The organism is Bradyrhizobium sp. SMVTL-02, from assembly GCF_051853005.1.
Classification (GTDB): Bacteria; Pseudomonadota; Alphaproteobacteria; order Rhizobiales; family Xanthobacteraceae; genus Bradyrhizobium.
Genome location: NZ_CP182469.1, coordinates 6460886 through 6484657, shown reverse-complemented (window position 1 = coordinate 6484657; position 23772 = coordinate 6460886). Strand labels below are relative to the sequence as shown.

At 61.6% G+C, this 23772-nt stretch carries 16 protein-coding genes and 2 pseudogenes; 11 read left to right on the top strand and 7 right to left on the bottom strand.

Annotated features, from left to right (window positions below):
* Nucleotides 1–76: 76 nt before the first annotated feature.
* The 4 genes from ACNJYB_RS30945 to ACNJYB_RS30930 form a co-directional block, all read right to left on the bottom strand.
* Nucleotides 77–706, bottom strand: a complete 630-nt coding sequence (locus ACNJYB_RS30945) for a response regulator transcription factor (protein WP_439370330.1) — start codon at nt 704–706, stop codon at nt 77–79.
* Nucleotides 707–1221: 515 nt separating this feature from the next.
* Nucleotides 1222–1569 (bottom strand): hypothetical protein, encoded by a 348-nt coding sequence (locus tag ACNJYB_RS30940; protein WP_439370329.1) that lies wholly within the window; start codon nt 1567–1569, stop codon nt 1222–1224.
* Nucleotides 1570–1862: 293 nt separating this feature from the next.
* Nucleotides 1863–2750 (bottom strand): DUF2092 domain-containing protein, encoded by an 888-nt coding sequence (locus ACNJYB_RS30935; RefSeq protein ID WP_439370328.1) that lies wholly within the window; start codon nt 2748–2750, stop codon nt 1863–1865.
* A 184-nt stretch (nt 2751–2934) separates the two neighbouring features.
* Entirely contained in the window at nt 2935–3372 is a 438-nt protein-coding gene (locus tag ACNJYB_RS30930; protein ID WP_439370327.1) for a hypothetical protein, read from the bottom strand.
* A 749-nt stretch (nt 3373–4121) separates the two neighbouring features.
* On the opposite strand from ACNJYB_RS30930, the gene ACNJYB_RS30925 reads away from it, so the two are divergent.
* Entirely contained in the window at nt 4122–7682 is a 3561-nt protein-coding gene (locus tag ACNJYB_RS30925) for a PAS domain S-box protein (RefSeq protein WP_439370326.1), read from the top strand.
* A 92-nt stretch (nt 7683–7774) separates the two neighbouring features.
* Nucleotides 7775–7931 (top strand): annotated as a pseudogene (locus tag ACNJYB_RS30920) (IS110 family transposase); the annotation flags it as partial.
* 13 nt (nt 7932–7944) lie between these two features.
* Here the strand turns inward: ACNJYB_RS30920 and ACNJYB_RS30915 are convergent.
* The 3 genes from ACNJYB_RS30915 to ACNJYB_RS30905 form a co-directional block, all read right to left on the bottom strand.
* Nucleotides 7945–9033 carry an ABC transporter substrate-binding protein gene (locus ACNJYB_RS30915; protein ID WP_439370325.1) on the bottom strand — a complete coding sequence of 363 codons (1089 nt, stop codon included), beginning with the start codon at nt 9031–9033 and terminating at the stop codon, nt 7945–7947.
* 140 nt (nt 9034–9173) lie between these two features.
* Complete coding sequence (locus ACNJYB_RS30910; RefSeq protein WP_439370324.1) at nt 9174–9989, bottom strand: substrate-binding domain-containing protein; 816 nt, start codon at nt 9987–9989, stop codon at nt 9174–9176.
* Between the two features lie 13 nt (nt 9990–10002).
* Entirely contained in the window at nt 10003–11307 is a 1305-nt protein-coding gene (locus ACNJYB_RS30905; protein WP_439370323.1) for an MFS transporter, read from the bottom strand.
* A 354-nt stretch (nt 11308–11661) separates the two neighbouring features.
* On the opposite strand from ACNJYB_RS30905, the gene ACNJYB_RS30900 reads away from it, so the two are divergent.
* From ACNJYB_RS30900 to phaC, 9 genes and pseudogenes are all read left to right on the top strand, one after another.
* Nucleotides 11662–12327 (top strand): response regulator, encoded by a 666-nt coding sequence (locus tag ACNJYB_RS30900; protein WP_439370322.1) that lies wholly within the window; start codon nt 11662–11664, stop codon nt 12325–12327.
* A complete protein-coding gene (locus tag ACNJYB_RS30895) occupies nt 12327–13721 on the top strand; it encodes a sensor histidine kinase (RefSeq protein ID WP_439370321.1) in 1395 nt (464 codons plus the stop codon). Before ACNJYB_RS30900 ends, ACNJYB_RS30895 begins: the two co-directional genes overlap by 1 nt.
* Nucleotides 13722–13984: 263 nt before the next feature.
* Nucleotides 13985–16682, top strand: a pseudogene (gene acnA / locus ACNJYB_RS30890) (aconitate hydratase AcnA).
* 31 nt (nt 16683–16713) lie between these two features.
* On the top strand, nt 16714–17736 hold the full coding sequence (locus ACNJYB_RS30885; protein WP_439370320.1) for an isocitrate/isopropylmalate dehydrogenase family protein: 1023 nt from the start codon (nt 16714–16716) through the stop codon (nt 17734–17736).
* Nucleotides 17737–17762: 26 nt separating this feature from the next.
* Nucleotides 17763–19415, top strand: a complete 1653-nt coding sequence (locus tag ACNJYB_RS30880; protein ID WP_439370319.1) for an acetolactate synthase large subunit — start codon at nt 17763–17765, stop codon at nt 19413–19415.
* A gap of 10 nt (nt 19416–19425) precedes the next feature.
* Nucleotides 19426–20811: an aldehyde dehydrogenase family protein gene (locus ACNJYB_RS30875; RefSeq protein WP_439370318.1), complete on the top strand. Its 1386-nt coding sequence runs from the start codon at nt 19426–19428 to the stop codon at nt 20809–20811.
* A gap of 42 nt (nt 20812–20853) precedes the next feature.
* The gene (locus ACNJYB_RS30870; RefSeq protein WP_439375684.1) at nt 20854–22044 is read left to right on the top strand and encodes an iron-containing alcohol dehydrogenase; all 1191 of its coding nucleotides are present in this window, start codon (nt 20854–20856) and stop codon (nt 22042–22044) included.
* On the top strand, nt 22037–22687 hold the full coding sequence (locus ACNJYB_RS30865) for a poly(R)-hydroxyalkanoic acid synthase subunit PhaE (RefSeq protein ID WP_439370317.1): 651 nt from the start codon (nt 22037–22039) through the stop codon (nt 22685–22687). The genes ACNJYB_RS30870 and ACNJYB_RS30865 overlap by 8 nt, the downstream gene beginning before the upstream one ends.
* The gene (phaC, locus tag ACNJYB_RS30860; protein ID WP_439370316.1) at nt 22684–23772 is read left to right on the top strand and encodes a class III poly(R)-hydroxyalkanoic acid synthase subunit PhaC; all 1089 of its coding nucleotides are present in this window, start codon (nt 22684–22686) and stop codon (nt 23770–23772) included. The genes ACNJYB_RS30865 and phaC overlap by 4 nt, the downstream gene beginning before the upstream one ends.

The following is a 23772-nucleotide window of genomic DNA, read 5'->3' as shown; positions in this document are numbered from 1 at the left end:
CGATGTTCGTAATTGCCGCTTGGAATGCGAACCGAGCAACTCGTTCATAGCAGAGGCGGACCTTTGGACCCTGGTCCTAGCCGAGATTCGCTTCGAGCAGCTTGCAACCGTCGACGGTTGGTAATTCCGTCGGCGGGGTAAACGTTCGCTTAGAGGTGCCAACCTCAAGCCGAGAGTGCGACCCGAACGCACCATAGGCCGCGAGTAGGATCGGCGACATTCCCGTACCCTGCCGGACCATGATCTCGCGCTCGCGGGAGCTGAGCGTTTCGTATCGCTCCTTGACGGCAGCCAGTGCCGCTGCGCTGTTTCGACGATCTCGATCGCGAGCCAGGCCGGCTTCAACGGCGTCGATCAGATCTTGGTCGCGGAACGGCTGGGTCAGGAATTCAATGGCATCTCTTTTCGTGGCGAGCACGGTCATCGGAATGTCCGCATGCGCAGTAATGAAGACGATCGGGAGATGCTTCCCTACATTGGCAAGCTCGCGCTGCAGATCGAGTCCGCTTGGTCTCGGCATTCTCATGTCGACCAGCAGGCACGTTGGTCCGTTTGGATTTGGGGCAGCGGCGAGAAATTCCGTGATAGAGGCAAATTGCTCGCTATGCATACCTACCGTTCGCAATAAGCGGCCAACGGAGGCTCGAAATTCAGCATCGTCCACGATCAGAACGCCTGAGCTTGCCGTACCAATATCAACACCCAAGGGTGGAATGATCGACGTTGATCGGCGAACACCCGGATCCTACTACAAGATCGGAGTGTAAGAAATGGGCGATCGGGCTCGGCCGGGTCATTGCGCCTGAGCGATGGCTTACGACCCGCTCTGATTATTCTCATCTCGGATATGATTCAGGTCGGCCGAGCATCGCTCGGCCCGACCTGGTGCAGATCTATGTAAGCATGGTGTTAGTGTTGCGCGGCCGGCGTACAGGGCGGCTTCGTACAGGGGACCGTCGCGAATACGCCAACGTCGGGCTCTCGCTCGCACCGTGAAAGCCAGGACAGCAGCGATCTTGAGTTCACTCATTAGTCTCAATCGAGCGGACAAACTCCGAAGCTGCCGCGAGCGTCGGGCTCGATCACCCGCGCCCCAGTGCTGATCCGTTCGCCGTTCGCGGCGGTAAGGCCGGACGGAAACGCAGGGATGCCTTTCCTCATGTGCCGGCAGTCGGAAGCCCGCCCCGGTTCTGCGCGAACCGGGGGTCGTATGTCGTGGTGTCACTGACAATCACTGCTCGAATAATACGAGCGCTGGCCACCGCGCGAATAATATGCCCGCTGATTGCGGTTCGAGCTGTACGCGCGCTGATCGTAGCCATAGCCGTAGCCATTGTCATAGTCAGAGCTCGAATTCGAACTCGAGTAGCCCGACGCCGCCGCGGCGCCGGTCGCTGCACCCGCCACATAGGCGCCCCAGGCGCGATTGTAGTAGCCAGACCCGTAACCTCCGTAACCGCCATAGCCGCCGCCGTAACCACGACCGCCGCCATAATACGCGCCGACATATGTGTTACCGCCGCGGTTGATCGCAATGTTGCCGGAGCCGACGACGTTCCCATTGCCCATGGGACCACGGACGGCGATGTTGCCGTTCCCAATGGGACCGCCTGCTCTGATGTTCGCTGGTCCCGGACCCCGAAATCCACCACCGGGCAAGCCGGGCGGGTGACCGCCGGCTATTCCCATTGGCGCGCGCGGCGGCCCGCCCATTGGCGGGCGCGGCGGCCCGCCCATCGGGGGGCGCGGGGGACCCCCCATCGGCGGCCCACCGGGCGGCGGACCAAATTGCGCAAAGGCCGCATCCGAATCTGCTGCAGCAAAAATGAGAAGACCGGCGAGTGTCAGTGCCAGTCGCTTCATCACCGCCTCCCTTGTTGTGCCGACGCATTGACCGGAGTGAGCTCAACCTGTTTCGCTCCGGGGGGAGCCTGGAACGCAAATACCGAATCGGCTGCACGAACCCGGCTGTCCCAGTTCGTGAACTCCGCCGTGAAGCTCGGCTGACCCGGAAGCAGGCGGTATGTGACTATGAGACGATGCGGCACGGCTGCGGCATTGTTCTCGATCCACAATTCCAGATCGGTGCCGCCTCTCTTGTAAAAGAACAAGTGTCGGCATTCGACGCCGTCAACCTTGTCCGTACCGACCTGCCAGCCGCCCACAACCCCGTTCAAGAGTGACTGCTCGGTTGTGACGGCAAAGAAGTTGACCAGCGGAAAATCGACTTTGAGCTTGTCGAGGACCTCGTTCGCGGCCGCTGAGATACCTCCCGGTGCGGAGAGCAACGCGTAAGTATTGGTCTCGGGCGTAGAGATGGTGACCGACTTGCCGTCATAGAATAGATCTTGCGCACCGTCATCCCCGCTGACCTGAATCTTGATTCGATCAGGACGGCGCATCGTGACTTTCATCGTGTGAAAGATGTGAAGCGGTTGCCCGAATTGATCAAGGTAAACCCTGATCGTTCTTGCCGAAAACGACAAGTCCGGAGCAGAAAGGGTCTTGTCCAACTGCGAAATCGCAGCACCGGCTTGGTCGCTGACCGGCGGCGCATCCTGAGCCAGTGCAGTAGACATTGCGGCGAAGCCCGCAAAAGCGCCGATCGAACCTAGCAGAACGGCATGTCTCGCTCGTACACTAAAGGAGACTCCCTGACTGGCGCAGGTAAGCTCGTCGCGTGGTCGGTGGCGCCGCTCGGGCAAAGCGAGTTGGCCATCAGGTCGATTGCGGCGTGTAACCTTGTTCACGAAGTTTCTCCTGTTGATTGAACGGGTTTTGAGCTGCTCAAGCTCCGTCGAGCAGTTCAGGCGCCTGGAACGAGTAAGGCGCCCTGCTGGAAGACACTTGTGCGCCCGGCTTTGGCAGCCGGTGCTCACGGGGAGATGATGCACCGGCCGGCTCGTTGACATGCTCTGGCATCGTTTTCGATCCTCAGCGAGAGGGTACGGCCTGCAATTCGCGCCGACAGGCTTGGCTGAACTCGCGCAACGGATCTACATCATCGATAAGCTTCGGCAGATCGACAAGCGATCGGTTAGGCGACGTGTAGGTCTCGAGGATCAGGCGGCCCGCCTTCTCCGCGGCGAGAACCACCTCGTCGTTCGAGACCATCCTCATGCGTCCAACCAGCGCATAAAGATGGACGAACTGCGAGATTTCGGACTTATCGGTGGTGAGCGCATCCGCATACAGCCGCGATGCCTCCTCGATGAAGCTCCGATAGAGCTTTTCACGCGCGGAAAACGCGTGGGCGTGGCGACGCCATTGGCTCTTGCGGCGCTTGGTGACCCATCCAGTAAGCAGCGTCGAGACCACCCCGACGGTTGATCCTCCGAATGCCGCCAAAGCCGGCACATACGTTTTGTACACTGCATCGGTCCTTAAGGCGTCTCGCTGCTTCCTCGCCGCATTGCGAGTGTGCCCGTCATGGTCAAGAGCAGGCAAGACTGGCAGCACAACCGTTGTACCAGAGCTGCTATGGTGCGTTTCTCGCCATCCAAACTCATTGGCCGGATATTTGGCGAGAAGCCGAAAGCGATCTACTAAATATTTGTGCCACGACGTACCAGGTTTGGGTGGCTGAATGAGCTTTGGCTTAGTTCTGTTGCCCTTCTCCGCGGATAGGTTGCACGGTCGAGCGCTTCTTTGACAGGATGCGGTCAACCCCGGCCGGCGTGCATCTTGCCCGCTTTCATCCCGCACAATTGGCAGCATCTTTCTCCCGAGTGCGTCCTTGTTGTGGAACCTCCGCTCAATTGTCTCAGCGGCTGAGGTTCATGAGCTTTGGTGTCGGCCGATGTGTACGCGTCCGGTGGCGGTCCCTGGCTTCAAGACTGACGGCCTTGTTTGTTTTTACACGGCCAAGACCCCAAGCGGACATCGAGCTGGAGAGCAAGATCCTGGCTCGTTCGACCCCTTTCCGAACGCGTTCCGTCCGATAAGATGGCCCTTCAAACCCGCTGGGGACTGATATGGGACGGTCAGCAAAAGCGAGCGGCGAAAGGGGCGCGGCGAAAGCGCGCAAGGCTGGCCCCGTGAAGGGCCGCAGCCGCGCCAAGGCAAAGCGGCCCGTTCGGCCCGCCGCCCGACTGAAGTGCACCACAGCTCCTGACACAGAATTGAAAGACGCCCGCGAGCAGCAGGCGGCGACGGCCGAAATATTGAAAGTCATTGCGAGTTCGCCGTCCGACGTGCAGCCGGTGTTCGAGGCCATCGTTGCCAATGCCGCCCGGCTGATCGGCGGCTTTTCCGCTGGCGTGTATCGATTTGTTGACGGCATGGTTCATCTCGAGGCGGCCAAGTCGGTAACTCCGGCCGGGGACGCTTTGCTGCGTGCCAGCTTCCCCCGTCCGATTGCCGATCATTTTGCGGTCGCGCTGGCCGGACACGTGCTTCAGATCGCTGATATCGAAGACAACCCCAACGAACGATTGAAGGAATTGGGGCGGTTGCGCGGCTTTAGGAGCGTATTGTACGTGCCTCTGAAGAGCTCCGGCATGTCGATTGGTGTGATCGCGGTGAGCCGGCAGACCGTTGGCTCGTTTGCTGCGCATCACATCGAGTTGCTACAGACTTTCGCAGACCAAGCGGTCATTGCCATCGAGAATGCGCGGCTGTTCAAAGAGGTGCAGGACAAATCACGGGATTTGGAAGAAGCGCTTAATCGATACCGCACCTTGGTGGACCACGCATCCGATGCGTTCTTTCTCTACGATGAGGATGCAACCGTTCTCGATGCGAATCGCCAGGCGTGCGAAAACCTTGGCTATCGCCGCGACGAACTGATCGGGATGACCGCGTTCGACTTCGGTCCGGATCTGACACCGGCGCTTCTGAAGCGCATCCGGGAACGTCTTCGGGCGGGGAAAATCGTTGCCTTCGATGGTCGTCACCGCCGGAAAGATGGAACCGTGTTTCCCGTCGAGGTTCGCATCCGGCCGCTCTGGCACGAGGGCCAGTTGCGCGCCGTTTCCCTCGACCGCGACATCACCGAGCGCAAGCGGGCTGAGGATGAGCTGCGGGCGAGTGAAGAGCGCTTCCGCACCCTCCTGCAATTCTCTTTTGACGTGTACTGGGAGACCGACGCTGAGCATCGCTTTATTCGGCAGGAGTTCTCCGAGCGGGTCACCGACGGCCCATTGCCGGGTTCCGAGCTCGGCAAGACGCGCTGGGAGGTGCCTTATCTGGGGATTGACGAAGAGGGCTGGCGCAAACACCGCGAGATGCTCGACGCGCACCTGCCGTTCCGCGATTTGGAATACGCGAGGCCGACGCCCAATGGTGGCGTGCGTTGGGCGGCGGTCTCGGGATTGCCGGTCTTCGATCATGCAGGGCACTTTACCGGCTACCGCGGCGTGGGGCGACACATCACAGATCGCAAGCGTGTCGAGGCTGAACTACTCGAGAGCCGGGAAAAATTCCGCGTGTTATCGGAATCGTCGCTTACCGGCATCTACCTTATTGAAGGCGGTCGCTTTGGACACGTAAACCCTGCGTTCGCGAACATGTTTGGGTACACGACCGAGGAGGTGGTGCACAATCTTGGGCCCCTAGACCTTGTACATCCTGACGACCGACCGCTTGTGACGGAGAACATTCGCCGCCGGTCCGAAGGTGAAGTGGAAGAGGTCCACTACGAGTTCCGGGCCCTCCGCAAAGACGGCTCGGTCTTTCCAGCTGAAGTTCATGGCGGCGCAATCGAGCATAATGGCAAGCTCGCCATACTGGGCACGATCCTTGACAACACTCAGCGCAAAAAAGCCGAGCGAGAACTACGTGACAGCGAGGAGCGCTTTCGTACTCTCATCCAATTCTCCTTCGACGTGTATTGGGAGACTGACGAGCAGCATCGCTTCACTCGGCAAGTGTTCGCCGAAGGCCTTTCTGACGCGCCGGCGCCGGGCTCCGAACTCGGCAAGACTCGCTGGGAGGTACCCTACCTGGAACCCGACGAGGAGGCCTGGCAGCGACACCGACAGACACTCGACGCCCACCTGCCGTTCCGAGATTTCGAGCTCGCGCGCCCCACGCCTGATGGCGGTAAGCGGTACGTGTCCGTCTACGGTCTGCCAATGTTCGACGAGAGCGGGCGCTTTTTGGGCTACCGCGGCGTCGGACGGGACATAACCGAGCGAAAGAAGGCAGAGGTTGAGCTGCGGGAGAGCGAGGAGAGCTTTCGTGCTCTCGTCCAATTCTCCTTCGACCTGTATTGGGAGACCGACGCACAACATCGCTTCACCCGTCAGGAGTTTGGTCCGGACGTAGCTTTCCTGCAACCGCAAAGCCCCGAATGGGTCGATGCCTACGCCAGTCCGATCGGCAAAAGGCCGTGGGAATTGCCTTTCCTGGAGCCGGATGCCGAGGCTTGGCGCAAGCATCGCGAGGCTCGGGAGGCCCACCAACCCTTCCGCGATTTCGAGGTAGCGCGTCCTTCGGCCGACGGGGGCAAGAGATACATCTCCGTCTCCGGGCTGCCGATGTTCGATAAATCGGGGACTTTTATCGGTTATCGCGGCGTCGCGCGCGACATTACCGACCGCAAGAGAGCGGACGAGGCTAGACGCCTCAGCGAGACCTACCTAGCGGCAGCCGAAACACTGAGTAAGATGGGCAGCTGGGCCTGGAGGCCGGCGGCAAACGAGATCACCCACTGGTCGAAAGGGCGATACCACCTGTTCGGCTTCGATCCGGCGGGGGGCATCCCGTCCCTTGAGGCGGTGATCGAGCGAATTCATCCGGGAGATCGAGCCGTTTGGTTAGAAAGTAGGTCGGTCGTCGCTTGTGGCGGGGAGACAGATTTCGATTTCCGCATCGTGCTTCCCGACGGCACGACCAAGCAAGTCCACGCAATAGGCCGTCCCATTCTCAATCAGTCCGGCGAGGTCGTTGAAGTCATGGGCGCGGCCGTCGATGTCACCGACCAGAGACAGGCGCAAGAGGAGCGCGAGCGATTGCGTCAGTTAGAATTGGATCTCGCGCACATGAGCCGTGTGAGCATAATGGGACAGCTGACCGCTTCGCTGGCCCACGAGATTCTGCATCCGATCGCCACCGCCCGCAACAATGCTCGTGCGGGAATGCGATTTTTGGAAATGAGTCCGCCAAATCTGGCTGAAGTCATGGAAGCGCTTGGGTGCATCGTCAGGGATGCCGATCGAGCCAAGGACATTATCGGCCGCATTCGTGATCACATCAAGAAAGCGCCTCCACGAATCGAGCCTTTCGACGTCAATGAGGCGATTGATGAGGTGCTCGTAATGGTACGAGGCGCAATAGACAAGAATAGAGTGTCCGTTCGCACCTCCCTTGCGGATCAAATGCCTTGCGTTCACGGCGATCGCGTTCAACTGCAACAGGTGTTCCTCAATTTGATCTTGAACGCCTTGGACGCAATGAGCTCGGCCGAGGAAGAAGCGCGTGAGCTGACGATCAGCTCCGAGCCAAGCCCGACGGGGGGCATCCTCATTGCGGTGCGTGATTCAGGACCAGGAATTGATCCTGAACATCTCGATCAAATCTTCAAACCATTTCACACGACTAAGTCCAGCGGACTCGGAATGGGTCTTTCAATTTGCAGATCAATCATCGATGCCCATGGCGGACGGTTGTGGGCAGAGGCCAATCAACCTCGAGGCGCAGTGTTTCAGTTCACTCTGCCGCGTGCCGTGGAAGACTCATGAGACTTCATAGGGCCTTCCGGATTGAAAAGCCGAGTGAAAGCGCGACGACCCGATTAAAGTCTATGGCACGTCGAGACAAAGAGAGGAGGCATGCCAGGTTGATGCCGGCCAAATATGTCCGCCCCTATAGCAAGGGACAGAAGAACGACTTCAGGGATGCCGGAAGAGATTGCCGAAGCCGTGCAGCGCCCGATGATGAACTTCGTCGCGACCAAGACCGCGGATCAGCTGGATTTGCAGGCGCTGCACTAGCGGCTCGGCGTCACCGGCCATCCAACGCGCGGCGCCATTCGCGGAAGAATGCTTTTCGCTTCGATTGATCGAGGTTCGCCAGGAGGTCCGGCCCGACGCGGATAGGACGGAGCGTGTTCTCCTGCACGGTTGCCCTAAGGCCGCTCGGGAGGTCGGAGCGCACCGTTCCGAACGAGCGTGCCGCCAATTGCTCCTGACCGTTCCGCGAAAGCAGGAAGTCCATGAAAAGAGCGGCCTCCGCCGGATGCGGCGCGCTCTTCGGGATGATTGCGATACGCGTAATCAGCGCGGTGTAATCCGTGAACAGGGTCACACCGATCGACGGATCGTCCTTTGCGCGTTCGAGAGCGTATGAAGCGATCATGTTGTAGGCGAGCAGGTGTTCTCCGCTCGCCACCCGATCGAGGATCGTATGGCTGAAGGTGTAAAGCCGAACGCCGGCCTGTCCGAGGCCGCGGATCAGGCTCCAAGTGTTCGGAGTGATCTGCACATCGTTGCTGAAGAAGAGAAATCCGGTACCACTCAGTTCGGCATCGTATGAGGCCACTTTGCCCTGATAGTGGCTGCGCTTCGTGGTCAACAACTTCAGCAGATCGGCTCGCGTGCGCGGAACATCCTCCGGCGGGACCAGCCTTTTATTGTAGACGAGAGCGATCGGTTCGGCGGTAATTCCGAAGGCCTGCTTCCTCCAGATGGCCCAATCGGGGATCCGATCGGAGTCGGGCGGCGAGAACGGTTGGGCATAGCCGTCGTTCACGAGCTTGACTTGCAAGTCCATGGCCGAACTCCACACAATGTCGGCGCATTGACCGCGCTCCCGACATCTGACGACGTCCTCGTAGACCTCGAGGGAGCTCTGATGGATGTAATCGACGCGAATATCGGGGTGTAAGCGATGCCACTCGCCGAGCAGGCCTTTCACCTCGATGGTGTCCGACGTCGAGACGATGCGAACCGCGCCCTCCGTACCCGAGCCGACCGACAGCCGGTCCCGGTCAAGCGGGTCGCTGCGAACCTGGTCCTCTTGGCTGCTCGCCGGTTTGGCCGCGAGGGCGAACAGGACGGTTAAGGCTACGAAATGTAACCTACTCCTCAGCATCCGAACTGCCTCGATCCGCCGGACGCCGACCGGCCGAGGCGCTCATCGCAACAGGTCCGCCAGCCGACGTCTAAAGCAGGCAGTATAGAGGCGGCCATCGTCCGAAGAAAAGGCCGGGCGCTTTCGGTACCCCGGACATTCTATCGGCTGGGAGCGATCGGCTCCATGCCGGATTTCACGAGTGCAGGGGCCGCTGCCGGTGAAGCAAGGAAGTCGATGAGGGCCTTGCCCTGCTCGCGCGCCTTGCCGTCCTTGGTGAGCGCAGCCGAGAAGATCGTGATCTTTTGGAGTTCTGGTGGCAGCGGCCCAACCAACTCGGCGCCCGGGATTGGCAGCAATTCGCTGATTTGCTGAAAGCCGAGCTCGGCGTCACCGCGCGCGACGATGCCGGCGACGGGATCTGCAGGGATCATCCTGGCCTTGCCTTCCATCTCCGAGGCGATGCCAAGCTTCTTGAAGAGTTCTGTCCCCACATAGACGCCGCTGGCACTGTCGGAATAGGCGACCGACTTGGCCGCGAGAAGGGCTGCCTTGAGCGCCTCCGGGGTCGAGATGTCGGGCTTCGCAGCGCCTGCTCGAACGACCATGCCAATCGGGGAGCGCACCAGGTCCACTCGGCTGCCGGCATCGGCATATCCCTTGGAGATCATGACACCAAGCGCGTCACCCACCATGATCAGAACGTCGGCAGGCTCGCCCCGGGCCAGGCGAATGGGGATTGCATTCTCCGTGGTTCCCATCGAAGGCCCGTAAGACGTGATGACGGTGTTGCCAGTCGTCTTTTCGAATTGCGGAACCAGCTCCTTGTAGGCGGCGCTGAGGCCGCCAGAGATCATGACCCGGATTTCCGCCGCTTGAGCCCTCGGTGCGCAGAGGGTGGCAACAAGGACCGCTACCGCAACAAGCCAACCCGGACGAATGGAACGCAACAAGTCACGTTGGGGCTGTTCATACATGACGGGTCGCCTTTCAGGTCCCGACCGTATTCAAACTGGCCGAGACTTCGGATGCCGTCGTAACGGCCTGCGTTCGATAGACCAACAGGGTCCCAACCAGGCCGCATGCTGCCGCGGCGCTCATCCACCAGCCGGGGGCAGCGTTATCGCCGGTCACTGCAATCAGCCAGGTGCAGATGGCTGCCGTAAAGCCTCCAAATGTCGTCGCCAGGCTGTAGGCGAGGGAGAAGCCGGACGTGCGCACGCCGACCGGCATGACCTCCGTCAGCGCGACGATCATCGCCCCATTGTAGCTCGCATAGATGAAGGACAACCACAGTTCGACGGCCAGCATCTTGCCGAAAGTCGGCTCGGCGGCGAGCCAGGAGAGAGCGGGATAGGCCGAGACGAGGCCAAGTAACGAGAAGCCCACGAGGATCGGCTTGCGGCCGATCTTGTCCGACCAGGCTCCCATCACCGGAAGCCAGAAGAAGTTCGAAATGCCGACGCAGATCGTCACCAACAGACTGTCGGTGGCGGAGAGCTTCAAAACGGACTTCCCGAACGTGGGCGTGTAGACCGTGATGAGGTAAAAGGAAACCGTCGTCATGATCACCATCATCATGCCGCACAGCACGATCGCCCAGTTTGCGAGGATCGATCGATAGATCTGACCGACGGTCGGATGATGCTTGCGCGCCAGAAACTCGTCCGTCTCCTGGAGCGAACGCCGGATGAAGAACACGAACGGCACGATCATGCAGCCGACGAAGAACGGGATCCGCCATCCCCAGTCGTCGACCTGCTGCGGAGAAAGCCAGGCGTTGAGCGCGAAGCCGAATGCCGCCGACACGATGATCGCCACTTGCTGGCTCGCCGATTGCCAGCTGGCATAGAACCCTTTGTGGCCAGGGGTCGCCATTTCGGAGAGATAGACGGAAACGCCGCCCAGCTCGACTCCCGCCGAAAAACCCTGCAACAATCTTCCGATCAGCACGAGAAGGGGAGCCGCGATGCCGATCGTCGCATAGCTCGGAACGAATGCGATCAGCACGGTTCCGCACGCCATGATCGAGAGCGTCACGATCAGGCCTTGACGACGTCCGATCCGGTCGACGTACGCTCCCAGGAAGATGGCTCCGAGCGGCCGCATCAGGAAGCCGGCGCCGAAGGCGACGAACGTCAACAGCAGCGACGCATACTGACTCTCGAGCGGAAAGAACGCCTTGGCGATGTAGGACGCAAACACCCCGGAAAGAAAGAAGTCGAACATCTCCAGGAAGTTGCCGCTGGTGACGCGCAGCACCATCCCGATCTTCGATTGTCCGGATGCCGTCATGTTATCCTCCCGTGGATCTCGTGTTGTTTGGCCCGGTTGCGGGTTCTTGTGTCGCGCATCGATCGCGCTTTGCGTTGGGACCGTCTGATCTGGCGGCAGTCGAAAGCGCGGTTGGTCCAGAGCTGCTTCGGCGAAAGCGATGAGACAGCCTAGACAGCTGAGCTGTCGTCAACCTGTCACGGCGAGCCGCCCCGGCGTATCGGCATCGCAGGGAGGGTCTATGCGGATTTACCGAAAGACGGGCAGTGTCTGCAAAGATGGAGATGCCATTGCGCCTGCTCTGTGATAGAGATCTGCCAAGGTGCAAGTAAACAAAAGCGCCGGAGCCTAGAAAGTATTGGCGGGGGAGGCGCCGTGAGAATCCTGATCGTTGAAGACGATATGGCTCTTGTCCGGGGCCTTTCGACCTCGCTCAAGTCGATGGGCTTTGCGGTGGATCACGAACCGGATGGCGCCGAGGCGGCTTCGATCGCCATCTCCGAACCGTACAGCCTTGTGGTCCTCGATCTCGGCTTGCCCAATAGCTCGGGTTTTGAGGTTCTGCGTCAAGTCCGCGCCAGTGGGTCGAAGGTGCCGATCATGATCTTGACGGCGCGCGATACCACCGCAGACAAGGTCAAGGGACTGGATCTGGGAGCGGACGACTACGTTCGCAAGCCGTTTGATCTGTCGGAGTTCGAAGCGCGCGTTCGGGCGCTGGTCAGACGCGGTCAAGGTCGTACCGATCCACTCTTGACGTGTGGATCCCTCGTGATCGATCCGGCGATGGGGCGTGCGACCCTCGGTGACAAGCCGCTCGACCTGCGTCGCCGGGAGATGGCGGTTCTGAAGATTTTGATGCTTCACCACGGCAAGCTGGTACCGAAGGATCGCATGATTGCCGAGGTGTTCGGCTTCGACGAGCCGGTTGGGCCAAATGTGCTGGAGCTCTATATCGCTCGTCTTCGCCAGAAGCTCGGTTCGGATGGACCGAGGATCCGCACTATGCGAGGGCTCGGATATCTCCTGGAAGGACGCTGATGGCGAGACGTCAGCCGTCCCTCAAAACCCGGTTTCTCCTCGGCCTTCTGGTTCCCGTTTCCTGCCTCGCGATCGCGGTGGCGGTAGGCGGCAGTCTCGTCATCTCTCACGTGGTTGAGGTCACGCACGATCGGTTGCTGAAGGGCTCGCTGCTGGCGATCGCCGAGCGCCTTGCCGTGGAGGACGGAGAGGTTACCGTCGATCTGCCGCGCGTGGCGCTGGGTATGCTCGAGACGCAGTCCGACGATAGCATTTTTTACAAGGTGAGCGTGGATGGCCAGATGGTCACCGGATACAACGACCTGCCCACGCCCAAGAGTGCGGCACTCGAACCGGAACAGCCGATTTTCTGGGATGATAGCTACCGCGGCAACGCCGTTCGCATAGCTGCCGTATCACGACACGTCTATGGAATCGCTAAGCCTGTTTTGGTTGCTGTGGCGGAGACCGAACACGCGCGGGAGCAGCTCTGGCGCGAAATGATCCGCGAGCTTGCCCTGGCCGAAGCTGTGCTCCTCGCTGTCATCGCCCTGCTCACCTGGATCGCGGTCGAACGCGGGCTCGGGCCGCTTGCCCAATTGAAGCGGCAGATCGATCGCCGTGGAATCAGCGGTTCAAAAGACTTCCAACCGCTCGATCTGCACATGGTGCCGAAGGAGGCGCTCGCGCCCGCGCAGGCGATTAATGAACTGCTCGATCGCGTCAGCTTCGCGACCCAGATCTTGCGCCAGTTTACCGCCGATGCGTCGCACCAGATGCGAACCCCGCTTGCCGCGCTAAGGACGCATCTGGATCTCCTCAAGCGTCGCCTGACCGGCGCGAGCGAAATGACCGGGATGGTCATGGAGGTGGACGCGCAGGTCGTCCGCCTCGATCGGATGATTTCGCAATTGCTGACGCTTGCGCGAGCCGACGAGGACGCATTGGTCAGATCGCCTGCAGAGAGAATTTCGCTCGTCACGAAGGCGAAACAAGCCCTCGCTCTGCGGGCGCAAGCTGCGGCGGCGCGCAACATCGAGCTCCAGCTGGAGGTGGAGCAGGACGAGATGTACGTCCATGCCAACGAGCTTCTGCTCGACGAGGTTTTCGGCAATGTGATCGACAATGCGATCCGCTACGGGCGAGCCGGCGGGGTGGTGATCGCGAGATTGTCCAGGGATGGCGACGCAAGCGTGGTCGACATCGAAGACGATGGCCCCGGAATTCCACCCGCCGAACGGCAGAAGGTGTTCGAGCGGTTCTACAGGATCGCCCGTCCGGATGCGCCGGACGGAAGCGGTTTGGGGCTCTCGATCGTGCGCGTGTTGCTCGACCGGATGGGCGGCTCCATCGAACTCGGCGAGGCCAAGCGCCTTCGTGGTCTCAGGGTCACGATGAGACTCCGCCTCGCATGACGTTGCGATAGCCCGGCCCATCTCGTTGCCTTGGCCACCGCGACAGGTTGTTGACAGGTAACCGCCTCTATCCTGCTCCCAACAGCGCTGGGTTGTTGCTGGCCGCATGCGGACAGCATAGCCATCAGGCATTCAAAAAACGCGGGAGGACGTCGTGGCTGAACCGGCTCGGAACGGTCAGCGCATTCAAAGACATCCCTCCCTCCGTAGGCAGTGCCGCCGGCCTCTTTGGCGCGGCGGCGTGCGGGCGACGGGAGGTGATCATGACGGTCTTGGACAGCTTTAGATGCCAGCGTACCCTCGACGTCGATGGACGGCGCTATAGCTATTTTTCGCTGCCCGAAGCCGAGAAGAACGGACTGGCAGGTATCTCACGGTTGCCTTTCTCTCTGAAGGTTCTGCTCGAGAACCTGCTGCGCTTCGAGGACGGCCAATCGGTGACGCGCGCCAATATCGAGGCGCTGGCGAAATGGACCGAGGACCGCGGATCGGCGGCCGCGGAGATCGGCTTTCGTCCGGCCCGCGTGCTCATGCAGGATTTCACCGGTGTGCCTGCCCTGGTTGATCTCGCGGCCATGCGAGACGGCATGCAAAAACTCGGCGGCGATCCGGCGAAAATCAATCCGCTGGTTCCGGTCGATCTCGTCATCGACCATTCCGTCGTGGTCGACCATTTCGGCAACCCGGAAGCTCTGCACGACAACGTTGCCAGAGAATATGAGCAGAATGGCGAGCGCTACAACTTCCTGAAATGGGGGCAGGGCGCCTTTGCCAATTTCCGCGTGGTGCCACCGGGCACAGGCATTTGCCACCAGGTCAATCTTGAATATCTGGCGCAGACGGTGTGGACAACCGAGCGCGACGGCAAGACGATCGCCTATCCCGACACGCTGGTCGGCACCGACAGCCACACCACCATGGCCAATGGTTTAGCCGTGCTGGGCTGGGGCGTCGGTGGCATTGAAGCCGAGGCTGCGATGCTCGGCCAACCGCTGTCGATGCTGGTACCGGAAGTGATCGGCTTCAAACTCTCCGGCAAGCTCCGCGAGGGCGTGCTGGCGACCGACCTCGTGCTTACCGTCACCCAGATGCTGCGCAAGAAGGGCGTAGTCAGCAAGTTCGTCGAGTTCTACGGCCCCGGCCTTGACCACATGACGCTTGCTGACCGTGCGACCATTTCCAACATGGCGCCCGAATACGGTGCGACCTGCGGCTTCTTCCCGGTCGATCAAGAGACGCTGAATTATCTCAATCTCTCTGGGCGCGCCAGCGATCGCATCGCGCTGGTTGAAGCCTATACCAAGTCGCAGGGCCTTTTCCGGGCACCGGGCATGCCCGATCCCGTCTTCACCGATACGCTGGAACTCAATCTCGATGAGGTCGTGCCGTCGCTCGCAGGGCCGAAACGACCCGAGGGGCGTCTCGGCCTTTCCGTTGCCAAGACCAACTTCCTCACCGCACTCGAAAGCGAATATGGCAAGCAAGCCCAGGCCGCCAAGCAATTTGCGGTCGAGGGTAGGGAATTCAAGCTTGGTCACGGCCATGTCGTGATTGCCGCGATCACCTCCTGCACCAACACCTCGAATCCGTCGGTGCTGATCGGCGCCGGCCTCCTGGCGCGGAACGCCGTGAGCAAAGGGCTCGCTGCAAAGCCCTGGGTGAAGACCTCGCTCGCCCCTGGCTCGCAGGTCGTGGCGGAGTATCTCGAAAAATCGGGTCTGCAGAAGGACCTCGACGCGCTCGGTTTCTATCTCGTCGGCTTCGGCTGCACGACCTGCATCGGCAATTCCGGTCCGCTGCCGAAGGAGATATCGAAATCGATCAACGATAATGGCGTGATCGCTGCGGCTGTCTTGTCCGGCAACCGCAATTTCGAAGGCCGCGTCTCGCCCGACGTGCAGGCCAACTATCTGGCCTCGCCACCGCTCGTCGTCGCCTATGCGCTGGCCGGTTCGCTTCAGGTCGATCTGGTCAATGAGCCGCTGGGCATCGGGTCGGACGGCGCGCCGGTTTACCTGAAGGACATCTGGCTCTCGAATGCCGAGATCCAGCAGTTCATCCGAGACAACGTCACGCGCCGCTTGTTCGAGACCAAATATGCCGAGGTCTTTGAGGGCGATGCGAACTGGAAGGCGGTCGAGGTCACGACGGCCCTGACCTATCGCTGGAACATGTCTTCGACCTACGTGCAAAACCCGCCCTATTTCGAGGGCATCACGATGAAGCCGGCCCCGACCGGAGACATCGTGGGGGCGCGCGTTCTCGGCTTGCTCGGCGACAAGATCACGACCGATCACATCTCTCCGGCTGGTTCGATCAAGGCATCTTCGCCAGCCGGGGAATTCCTGCGCGGCATGCAGGTCCGCCAGGAGGATTTCAACCAGTACGGCACGCGGCGCGGCAATCACGAGGTGATGGTCCGCGGCACCTTCGCCAACATCCGCATCAAGAATTTCGCGGTGAAGGACGAGGGCGGCGTTACGCCAGAAGGTGGCTGGGCGGTGCGTCAGCCTTCCGGCGACCGGATGTCAATCTTCGATGCGGCAATGCGCTACGAGCGCGAGAACGTGCCTCTGGTCGTATTCGCCGGCGTTGAATACGGCAACGGCTCATCGCGCGACTGGGCCAAAAAGGGCACCCAAGCTGCTCGGCGTGCGCGCCGTTATCGCGCAGAGCTTCGAGCGCATTCACCGTTCCAATCTGGTTGGCATGGGCATCCTGCCCTTCGTCTTCGACGAGGGCACCTCCTGGAAAAGCCTTGGCCTGACCGGCGCCGAGCAGGTCTCGATCAAAGGGATAGCCGACATCACGCCCGGCCAGCGCGCCACCATCGACATCGCGATGGCAGAAGGCACGGTGAGGCACGTCCCGGTGACTTGCCGCATCGATACGCTCGACGAGCTCAACTACTACAAGCATGGCGGCATCCTGCCTTACGTGCTGCGCCAGCTTGCGGCGTGATCCTGGATCAAATCAACAAGGGGGAACGAACATGTCAGGAAAAGTTCCGGCAACCTTGATACCGGGTGACGGGATCGGTCCCGAGATCACGGCTGCGGTGACCCGCATCCTAGATGCGCTCGGCGCGCCGTTCGAGTGGGACCTTCAGCAGGGCGGCATGGCCGGAATCCAGAGCGCAGGCGATCCCTTGCCCGGCGCACTAATCGACAGCATCCGCCGCACCAAGCTTGCCCTGAAAGGGCCGCTGACGACGCCGGTTGGCGGCGGTTTCCGGTCGGTGAACGTGCGCCTGCGGGAAGAATTCGGTCTCTACGCCAATCTGCGTCCGGTGAAGACGATGGTGCCCGGCGGTCGTTACGAGGACATTGACCTCGTCCTCGTCCGCGAAAACATCGAGGGGTTGTACGTCGCATTCGAGCATTTCATCCAGGTGGGCGACGATCCGCATGCGGTCGCGATCTCCTCGGGTGTCAATACCCATGCGGAAGCACGCCGCATCGTTCGCTTCGCATTCGAATATGCGCTCGCCCATGGCCGCAAGAAAGTCACCGTGGTCCACAAGGCCAACGTGCTGAAGGCCCTGACCGGTTTGTTCCTTCAGGCCGGCCGCGAAATCGCCAAGGAGTACGAAGGGCGGATCGCGATGGACGATCGCATCGTCGATGCCTGTGCCATGCAACTCGTGATGAACCCGTGGCAGTTCGACGTCATCGTCACCACCAATCTGTTCGGCGACATTCTGTCCGACCAGATGTCCGGCCTTGTTGGTGGTCTCGGCATGGCGCCTGGCGCCAATATCGGTGAGAAGGCTGCGATCTTCGAGGCGGTGCACGGGTCGGCACCTGATATCGCCGGCAAGGGCATCGCCAATCCGCTCGCGCTGCTGCTCGCGGCCGGGCTCATGCTCAAGCACGTCGGGCGGGACGATCTCGCGACCAAGCTGCGAATCGCAATCGAGCAGACTTTGCAGGTCGACAATGTGAGGACAGCCGATCTCGGCGGCAAGGTCTCGACGGCGGATTTCGCCGGCGCCGTGATCAAGCGCCTCGCCTGATCGGCAAGAATACAGGGAGAAGAAACATGGTGAAGGGCTCTGACCTGCTGGTCGCGGCGTTGGAACACGAGGGTGTCCACCGGGTCTTCGGCGTTCCCGGGGAGGAGAATCTCGATGTCGTCGAATCCCTCCGCAACTCGAAGATCGAGCTGGTTCTGACGCGTCACGAGCAAGCGGCGGCGTTCATGGCCGCGACGCACGGCCGGCTCACGGGTCGGCCCGGCGTCTGCATCTCGACGCTCGGGCCGGGCGCGTTGAACTTCTCGACGGGCGCGGCCTACGCCCATCTCGGCGCGATGCCGATGGTGCTGCTGACTGGGCAGAAGGCGATTATGAGCAGCCGCCAGGCGCGCTTCCAGATCGTGGACGTCATCGCCTCGATGAAGCCGCTGACGAAACTGTCGCGGCAGATCGTCAGCGCGTCCAGCATCCCAACATTGGTGCGTGATGCCTTCCGCGTCGCTATGGAGGAGCGGCCTGGCCCGGTTCTGCTGGAACTGCCCGAAGACATCGCTGGCGACGAGGTCGAGCCGGTGCCGATGGTGCCGATCCATCCGATCGAAATTCCAGTCGCACACCGTGCCGCGCTCGACCGTGCGGCCGAGATGATCCTCGCAGCAAAGCGCCCCCTGATCATGCTCGCGGCCGCCGCCAGCCGTCCGCGCTCGACGTTCGGCATCGCCGGCTTCGTGCGGCGCACGGGCATTCCGTTCTTCACCACGCAAATGGGCAAGGGCACCGTCCCTGGCGGCACCAACCTCTACATGGGGACCGCAGCGTTGTCGGAGCGCGACTACGTGCATGAGGCGATCGACCAGGCCGATCTGATCATCGCCATCGGCCACGATACGGTGGAGAAGCCGCCCTTCATTATGGGTCCCAAGGGGCCGCAAGTCATCCATGTCAGCTACACGCCGGCGACCGTCGAGCAGGTCTACTTCCCGCATGCCGAGGTGGTCGGCGATGTCGGTCCGAGCCTCGAGCTGCTGGCTGACCGGCTCGAAGGCAAGCTCCACAACGCCAAGGCACTGCTGCCGCTGCGCGACGGTATTCTCGGCCGCATCACCGATCGGGCTACCGAGAGTCGCTGGCCGGTGACGCCGCAGCGACTGGTACACGATGTCCGAAAGGTGATTCCGGAGAACGGTATCGTTGCGCTCGACAACGGCATGTACAAGATCTGGTTCGCTCGCAACTACCGGACCTATGTCGCCAACACGTTGCTGCTTGACAACGCGCTCGCCACGATGGGCGCTGGTCTGCCGTCGGCTATGATGGCGGCTATGCTCTATCCGGACCGCCGCGTCATGGCGATCTGCGGCGACGGCGGCTTCATGATGAACAGCCAGGAACTGGAGACGGCAGTCCGCCTCAAGCTCAATTTGGTGGTTCTGATTCTCAATGACGGCGCCTATGGCATGATCCGCTGGAAGCAGGCGGTGGATGACTTCCCGGATTTCGGTCTCACTTTCGGTAACCCGGACTTCGTCCGCTATGCGGAGTCCTACGGCGCAAAAGGCTCTCGCGTCACGTCCGTCGATGGGCTGTTGCCGACGCTGGAAGCGGCATTCAAGGGCGGCGGCGTGCATCTCGTCGATGTTGCGATCGACTATTCAGAGAACACGAAGGTTCTGGTCGACGAGTTGCGCAATCGCAAGCTCGGCGGCGAACAGACCTGACGGGCACGCCATGCTGCAGGTTGTTCAGGCGTTCGACCGGGCTCCGTTTGCCGAGGTTCCGGTCGATGATGCCGATGCGATGGAAGCAAAATTGCAAGCGGCGCTCCGCGTGCTCGCCGACCGCGACGGCTGGCTCGCTCCCCATGCGCGCGCGGCGGTGCTGCGGCGCGCCGCGGCTCTGTTGGCGGCGCGACACGAGCATTTCGCACGTCAGATTGCGCGCGAGGGCGGCAAGCCGCTCATTGATGCCAACGTCGAGGTCGTGCGCGCGGTCGACGGCCTGCATTGCGCCGCCGACGAACTCCGGAACTTTGCCGGGCGCGAGGTCCCGATGGGCCTTACGGCTGCGTCCACCAAACGCTGGGCGTTCACGACGCGCGAGCCGATCGGTGTCGTGTTCGCGATCTCCGCTTTCAATCATCCGCTCAATCTGATCGTGCACCAGGTTGCGCCCGCGATTGCGGTCGGCTGCCCCGTCATCGTCAAGCCGGCAAGCGCGACCCCGTTGAGCTGCCGCGACTTGGTTGCGCTGCTGCACGAGGCCGGTCTGCCGGAGGGCTGGTGTCAGACCTTCATTCCGCGCGGATCGGCGCTTGCCGAGCAACTGGCCACTGACCCCAGGATCAGTTTCCTGAGCTTCATCGGCTCGGCCAGCGTCGGCTGGCGGCTGCACAGCAAGCTCGCGCGCGGGACCCGCTCAGCGCTCGAGCACGGTGGGATCGCGCCTGCGATCGTCGACCGCAGCGCCGACCTCGACCGTATCATCACTCCCCTGGTGAAGGGCGGCTTCTACCATGCCGGTCAGGTCTGCGTCTCGACCCAGCGCATCTATGTGCACGAAGCCATCTTCAGCGAGTTCAACGAGCGTCTCGTTGCCCGCGTGGCGTCCTTGCGGACCGGCGACCCCGTATCGGTCGAAACCGAGGTTGGACCGTTGATTCATCCCAACGAGGTCAATCGGGTCGCGGATTGGGTGAAGGAGGCCATTGCGGGCGGTGCCAAGTGCGTCAGCGGCGGCGAACCCCTGTCAACGACGCTGATGCAGCCGACGGTTTTGATCGAACCGGCGCTCGGAGCCCGCGTGTCGCGCGAAGAAGTGTTCGGGCCGGTGGTCTGCGTCTACCGCTATTCACAACTGGATGAGTCCATTGCGCAGGCGAACTCGCTGCGGGTGCCGTTCCAGGCCTGTGTGTTCAGCGAGGACATCGAGGTCGCTCTGCGCGCCAGTGAACGACTGGACGCATCCGCGGTCATGATCAACGATCCCACGACGTTCAGGACGGACTGGATGCCGTTCGCAGGCCGCCGCGAGGCCGGCTACGGCGTCGGCGGCATTCCCTACACCATGCGCGACATGACCCAGGAAAAATTGGTGGTGCTGCATCGCCGCGCCTGAGTCCCAGGCCATTCGATGAAACCCGGAGGAGCGGAAAACATGATCCGGAAATTCACCTTTCAAGCGCCGTCGAACATCATGTTCGAGCCCGGCGCTTCGCGGAAGATCAATGAGCTGGTAGCGAGCTACGGCGCGCGTAGCGTGATGCTGGTGACGGACAAGGGCGTGCGGGGCGCGGGGCTGACCAGGGACGCCGAGGCCGCGCTGGCAGCTGCCGGCCTCGAGCTCAGCATATTCGATGATGTAGTCGCCGACCCGCCATCCCATATCGTGGAAGCGGCCGCGGATGCGTGCCGGGCTGGCGAGATCGAGCTCGTGCTCTCGATCGGCGGGGGCAGTGCACTCGATACCGCAAAGCTCGTTGCCTATCTCGCCCGGACGCCGGATCGTCTCGACGACATCTATGGCGTTGGTCTGGCGAAAGGAAAACGCCTGCCGCTGCTACTGGTGCCGACGACGGCCGGCACAGGCTCCGAGGTGACCCCGATCGCGATCGTCACGACGCCGACCGCGGAGAAGAAGGGGGTTGTCTCGCCGGTCCTGATCCCGGACTGGGCAATCCTCGATCCCGAGCTGACCCTTGGTCTGCCGGCGTCAGTGACCGCCGCGACCGGCATCGATGCCATGGTACATGCGATCGAGGCCTATACCAGCAAGGTCAAGAAGAACCCGATGTCCGACCAGCTCGCGCGCGAGGCGCTGGCATTGTTGTCGGCCAATGTGCGGCGTGTCTGCGAGAATGGGAAGGATCTCGAAGCCCGTTCGGAGATGCTGCTCGGCTCGATGCTCGCCGGCATGGCCTTCGCCAATGCGCCAGTCGCTGCCGTTCACGCGCTCGCTTATCCGATCGGGGCAATCTTCCACGTGCCGCACGGCCTGTCGAATGCGCTCGTGCTGCGACATGTGCTGGAGTTCAACTTGACCGCGGCCGAGCCGCTCTATGCGGAGCTCGCCGAGATCGTGAAGCCGGGCCTGCGCGGCAGCGTGCCCGAGAAGGCGCGGGCCTTCATCGACGAAATGACGGCGATCGGCCGCGATTGCCACGTGCCAGGATCGCTGGCGGCGGTGGGGATCGGCCGCGACGATCTGAAGAAGCTCGCGGAAGATGCGATGAAGCAGACGCGCCTCCTGGTCAACAACCCGCGCGAGCTGACGCTGGACGATGCCTATGCAATCTACAGCGCCGCCTTCGGTGACGGTAGCAACCGTTATGTTCAGGCTGCCCATGGCTGAAGAAAGCTCTGGCGCAAATCCCTTCGGGCCGCTCGCCACGCAATGGATAGACTCCTGGCGCGCGATGGCGGGCGCTGCCGCCGGCGTCAGCGAAAACTGGTCGAGCTCGATGCTGCCCTTCATCATGAAGCGCGCGGCCGAGAGCGGGTTCGGCGTCGGCCCCGGCAACGACCTCGCCGAGGCGATCGAACGCATGGCCAAGGGACCGCGCCTCGCCGACGTCCTCGATTTCGATCGCAAGCTGGCGAACATGACGGCGGCCTGGGGCGAGCTGCAAAACAAGCTTGCCGCCTACCAGCTTGTCGCCTCAAAGCCCTGGATGCGCACAGCGCAGCAATACAAGATGAAGATGCCGCAATCGGGCGACAGCCCCAGCTGGCGCGAGCAGCTCGGTGCATGGAACGATCTTGCCAATGAAGAGCTGATCGCCAATCAGCGCTCAGAGGAGTTTTTGGTCGCCCAAAAGCAATTATTGCAGGCTGCGACCGAATTCAGGGCCCGGCAATCAGAGGTATCGGACGCAATCGCCGCCGTACTGGGAATGGCGACACAGCGCGATTTCGACGATCTGACCCGCCAGATCACCGAGCTGAGGCGCGAGGTCCGCGCCCTGGAGCGACGGATCGCTGGAGGTGAGGCATGAGCCCGCAGGCACCGAAGGGCGATGGCTTCGCTGAGATGAGCGACAAGCTGCTCAAGGCCGGCAAGCTGTTGTCCGCCATAAAGGACGCAGACGTCGATGTCGGCGCTACTCCGAAGACGCTCGTCATGCGGCGCGATAAGGTCGAGCTGTTTCGCTACACACCCCTGACCGAGCAGAAGGTGAAGACGCCGGTCCTGCTGGCCTACGGCCTGATCGGCCGCTACACCATGGCCGACCTTCAGGAGGATCGCTCGCTGGTGCGCAGTTTGTTGCGGCAGGGGCTGGACCTCTGGCTGGTCGATTGGGGCCAGCCGAACCGTAGCGAGCGTTGGCTGACCATCGACGATTATGTCGACGACTACATCCATGCCGCCGTCGAGCGCGTCTGCCGCGAGACCGGACATGACAAGATCATGCTGCTCGGCATCTGCGAGGGCGGCGTCTTCACCACCTGCTATGCCGCGCTGCATCCGGACAAGGTCAAGGGCCTGGTGCTGACGATCACGCCGATCGACTTCCATGCCGATCGTGACGATCCTGACGCCCATCACGGCCTCCTGAACGTCTGGACGCGCAGTCTTGATCGCGCCGACATCGATCGCTTGGTCGACGTTTATGGCGGGTTACCCGGCGAGTTCATGAGCTCGGTCTTCTCCCTGATGACGCCGATGCGCTCGCTGACCAAGTACAATATCGATCTGATCGACGTTATCGACGACGAAGCCAAGCTGATGAATTTCCTGCGCATGGAGAAATGGCTTGCCGACCGGCCCGCCCATCCGGGCGAAGCCGCCAAGCAGTGGCTGAAGGATCTCTACCAGGACAACAAGCTCGTGAAGGGCGAGTTCGAGCTGTCGGGACGGCGCGTCGACCTGTCGAAGCTCACCGCCCCGGTCCTCAACGTCTTCGCGCTGAACGACCACATCATTCCGCCGACCTGCTCCCGGGCACTCGGCGCGCATGTCGGCACCAAGGACTATTCGGAAATCGAACTGCCCGGCGGCCATGTCGGCCTGTTCGTATCGAGCAAGTCGCAGGGCTCGCTGAGCAAGGGTATCTCTGAGTGGCTCTCCGCCAGGGACTAG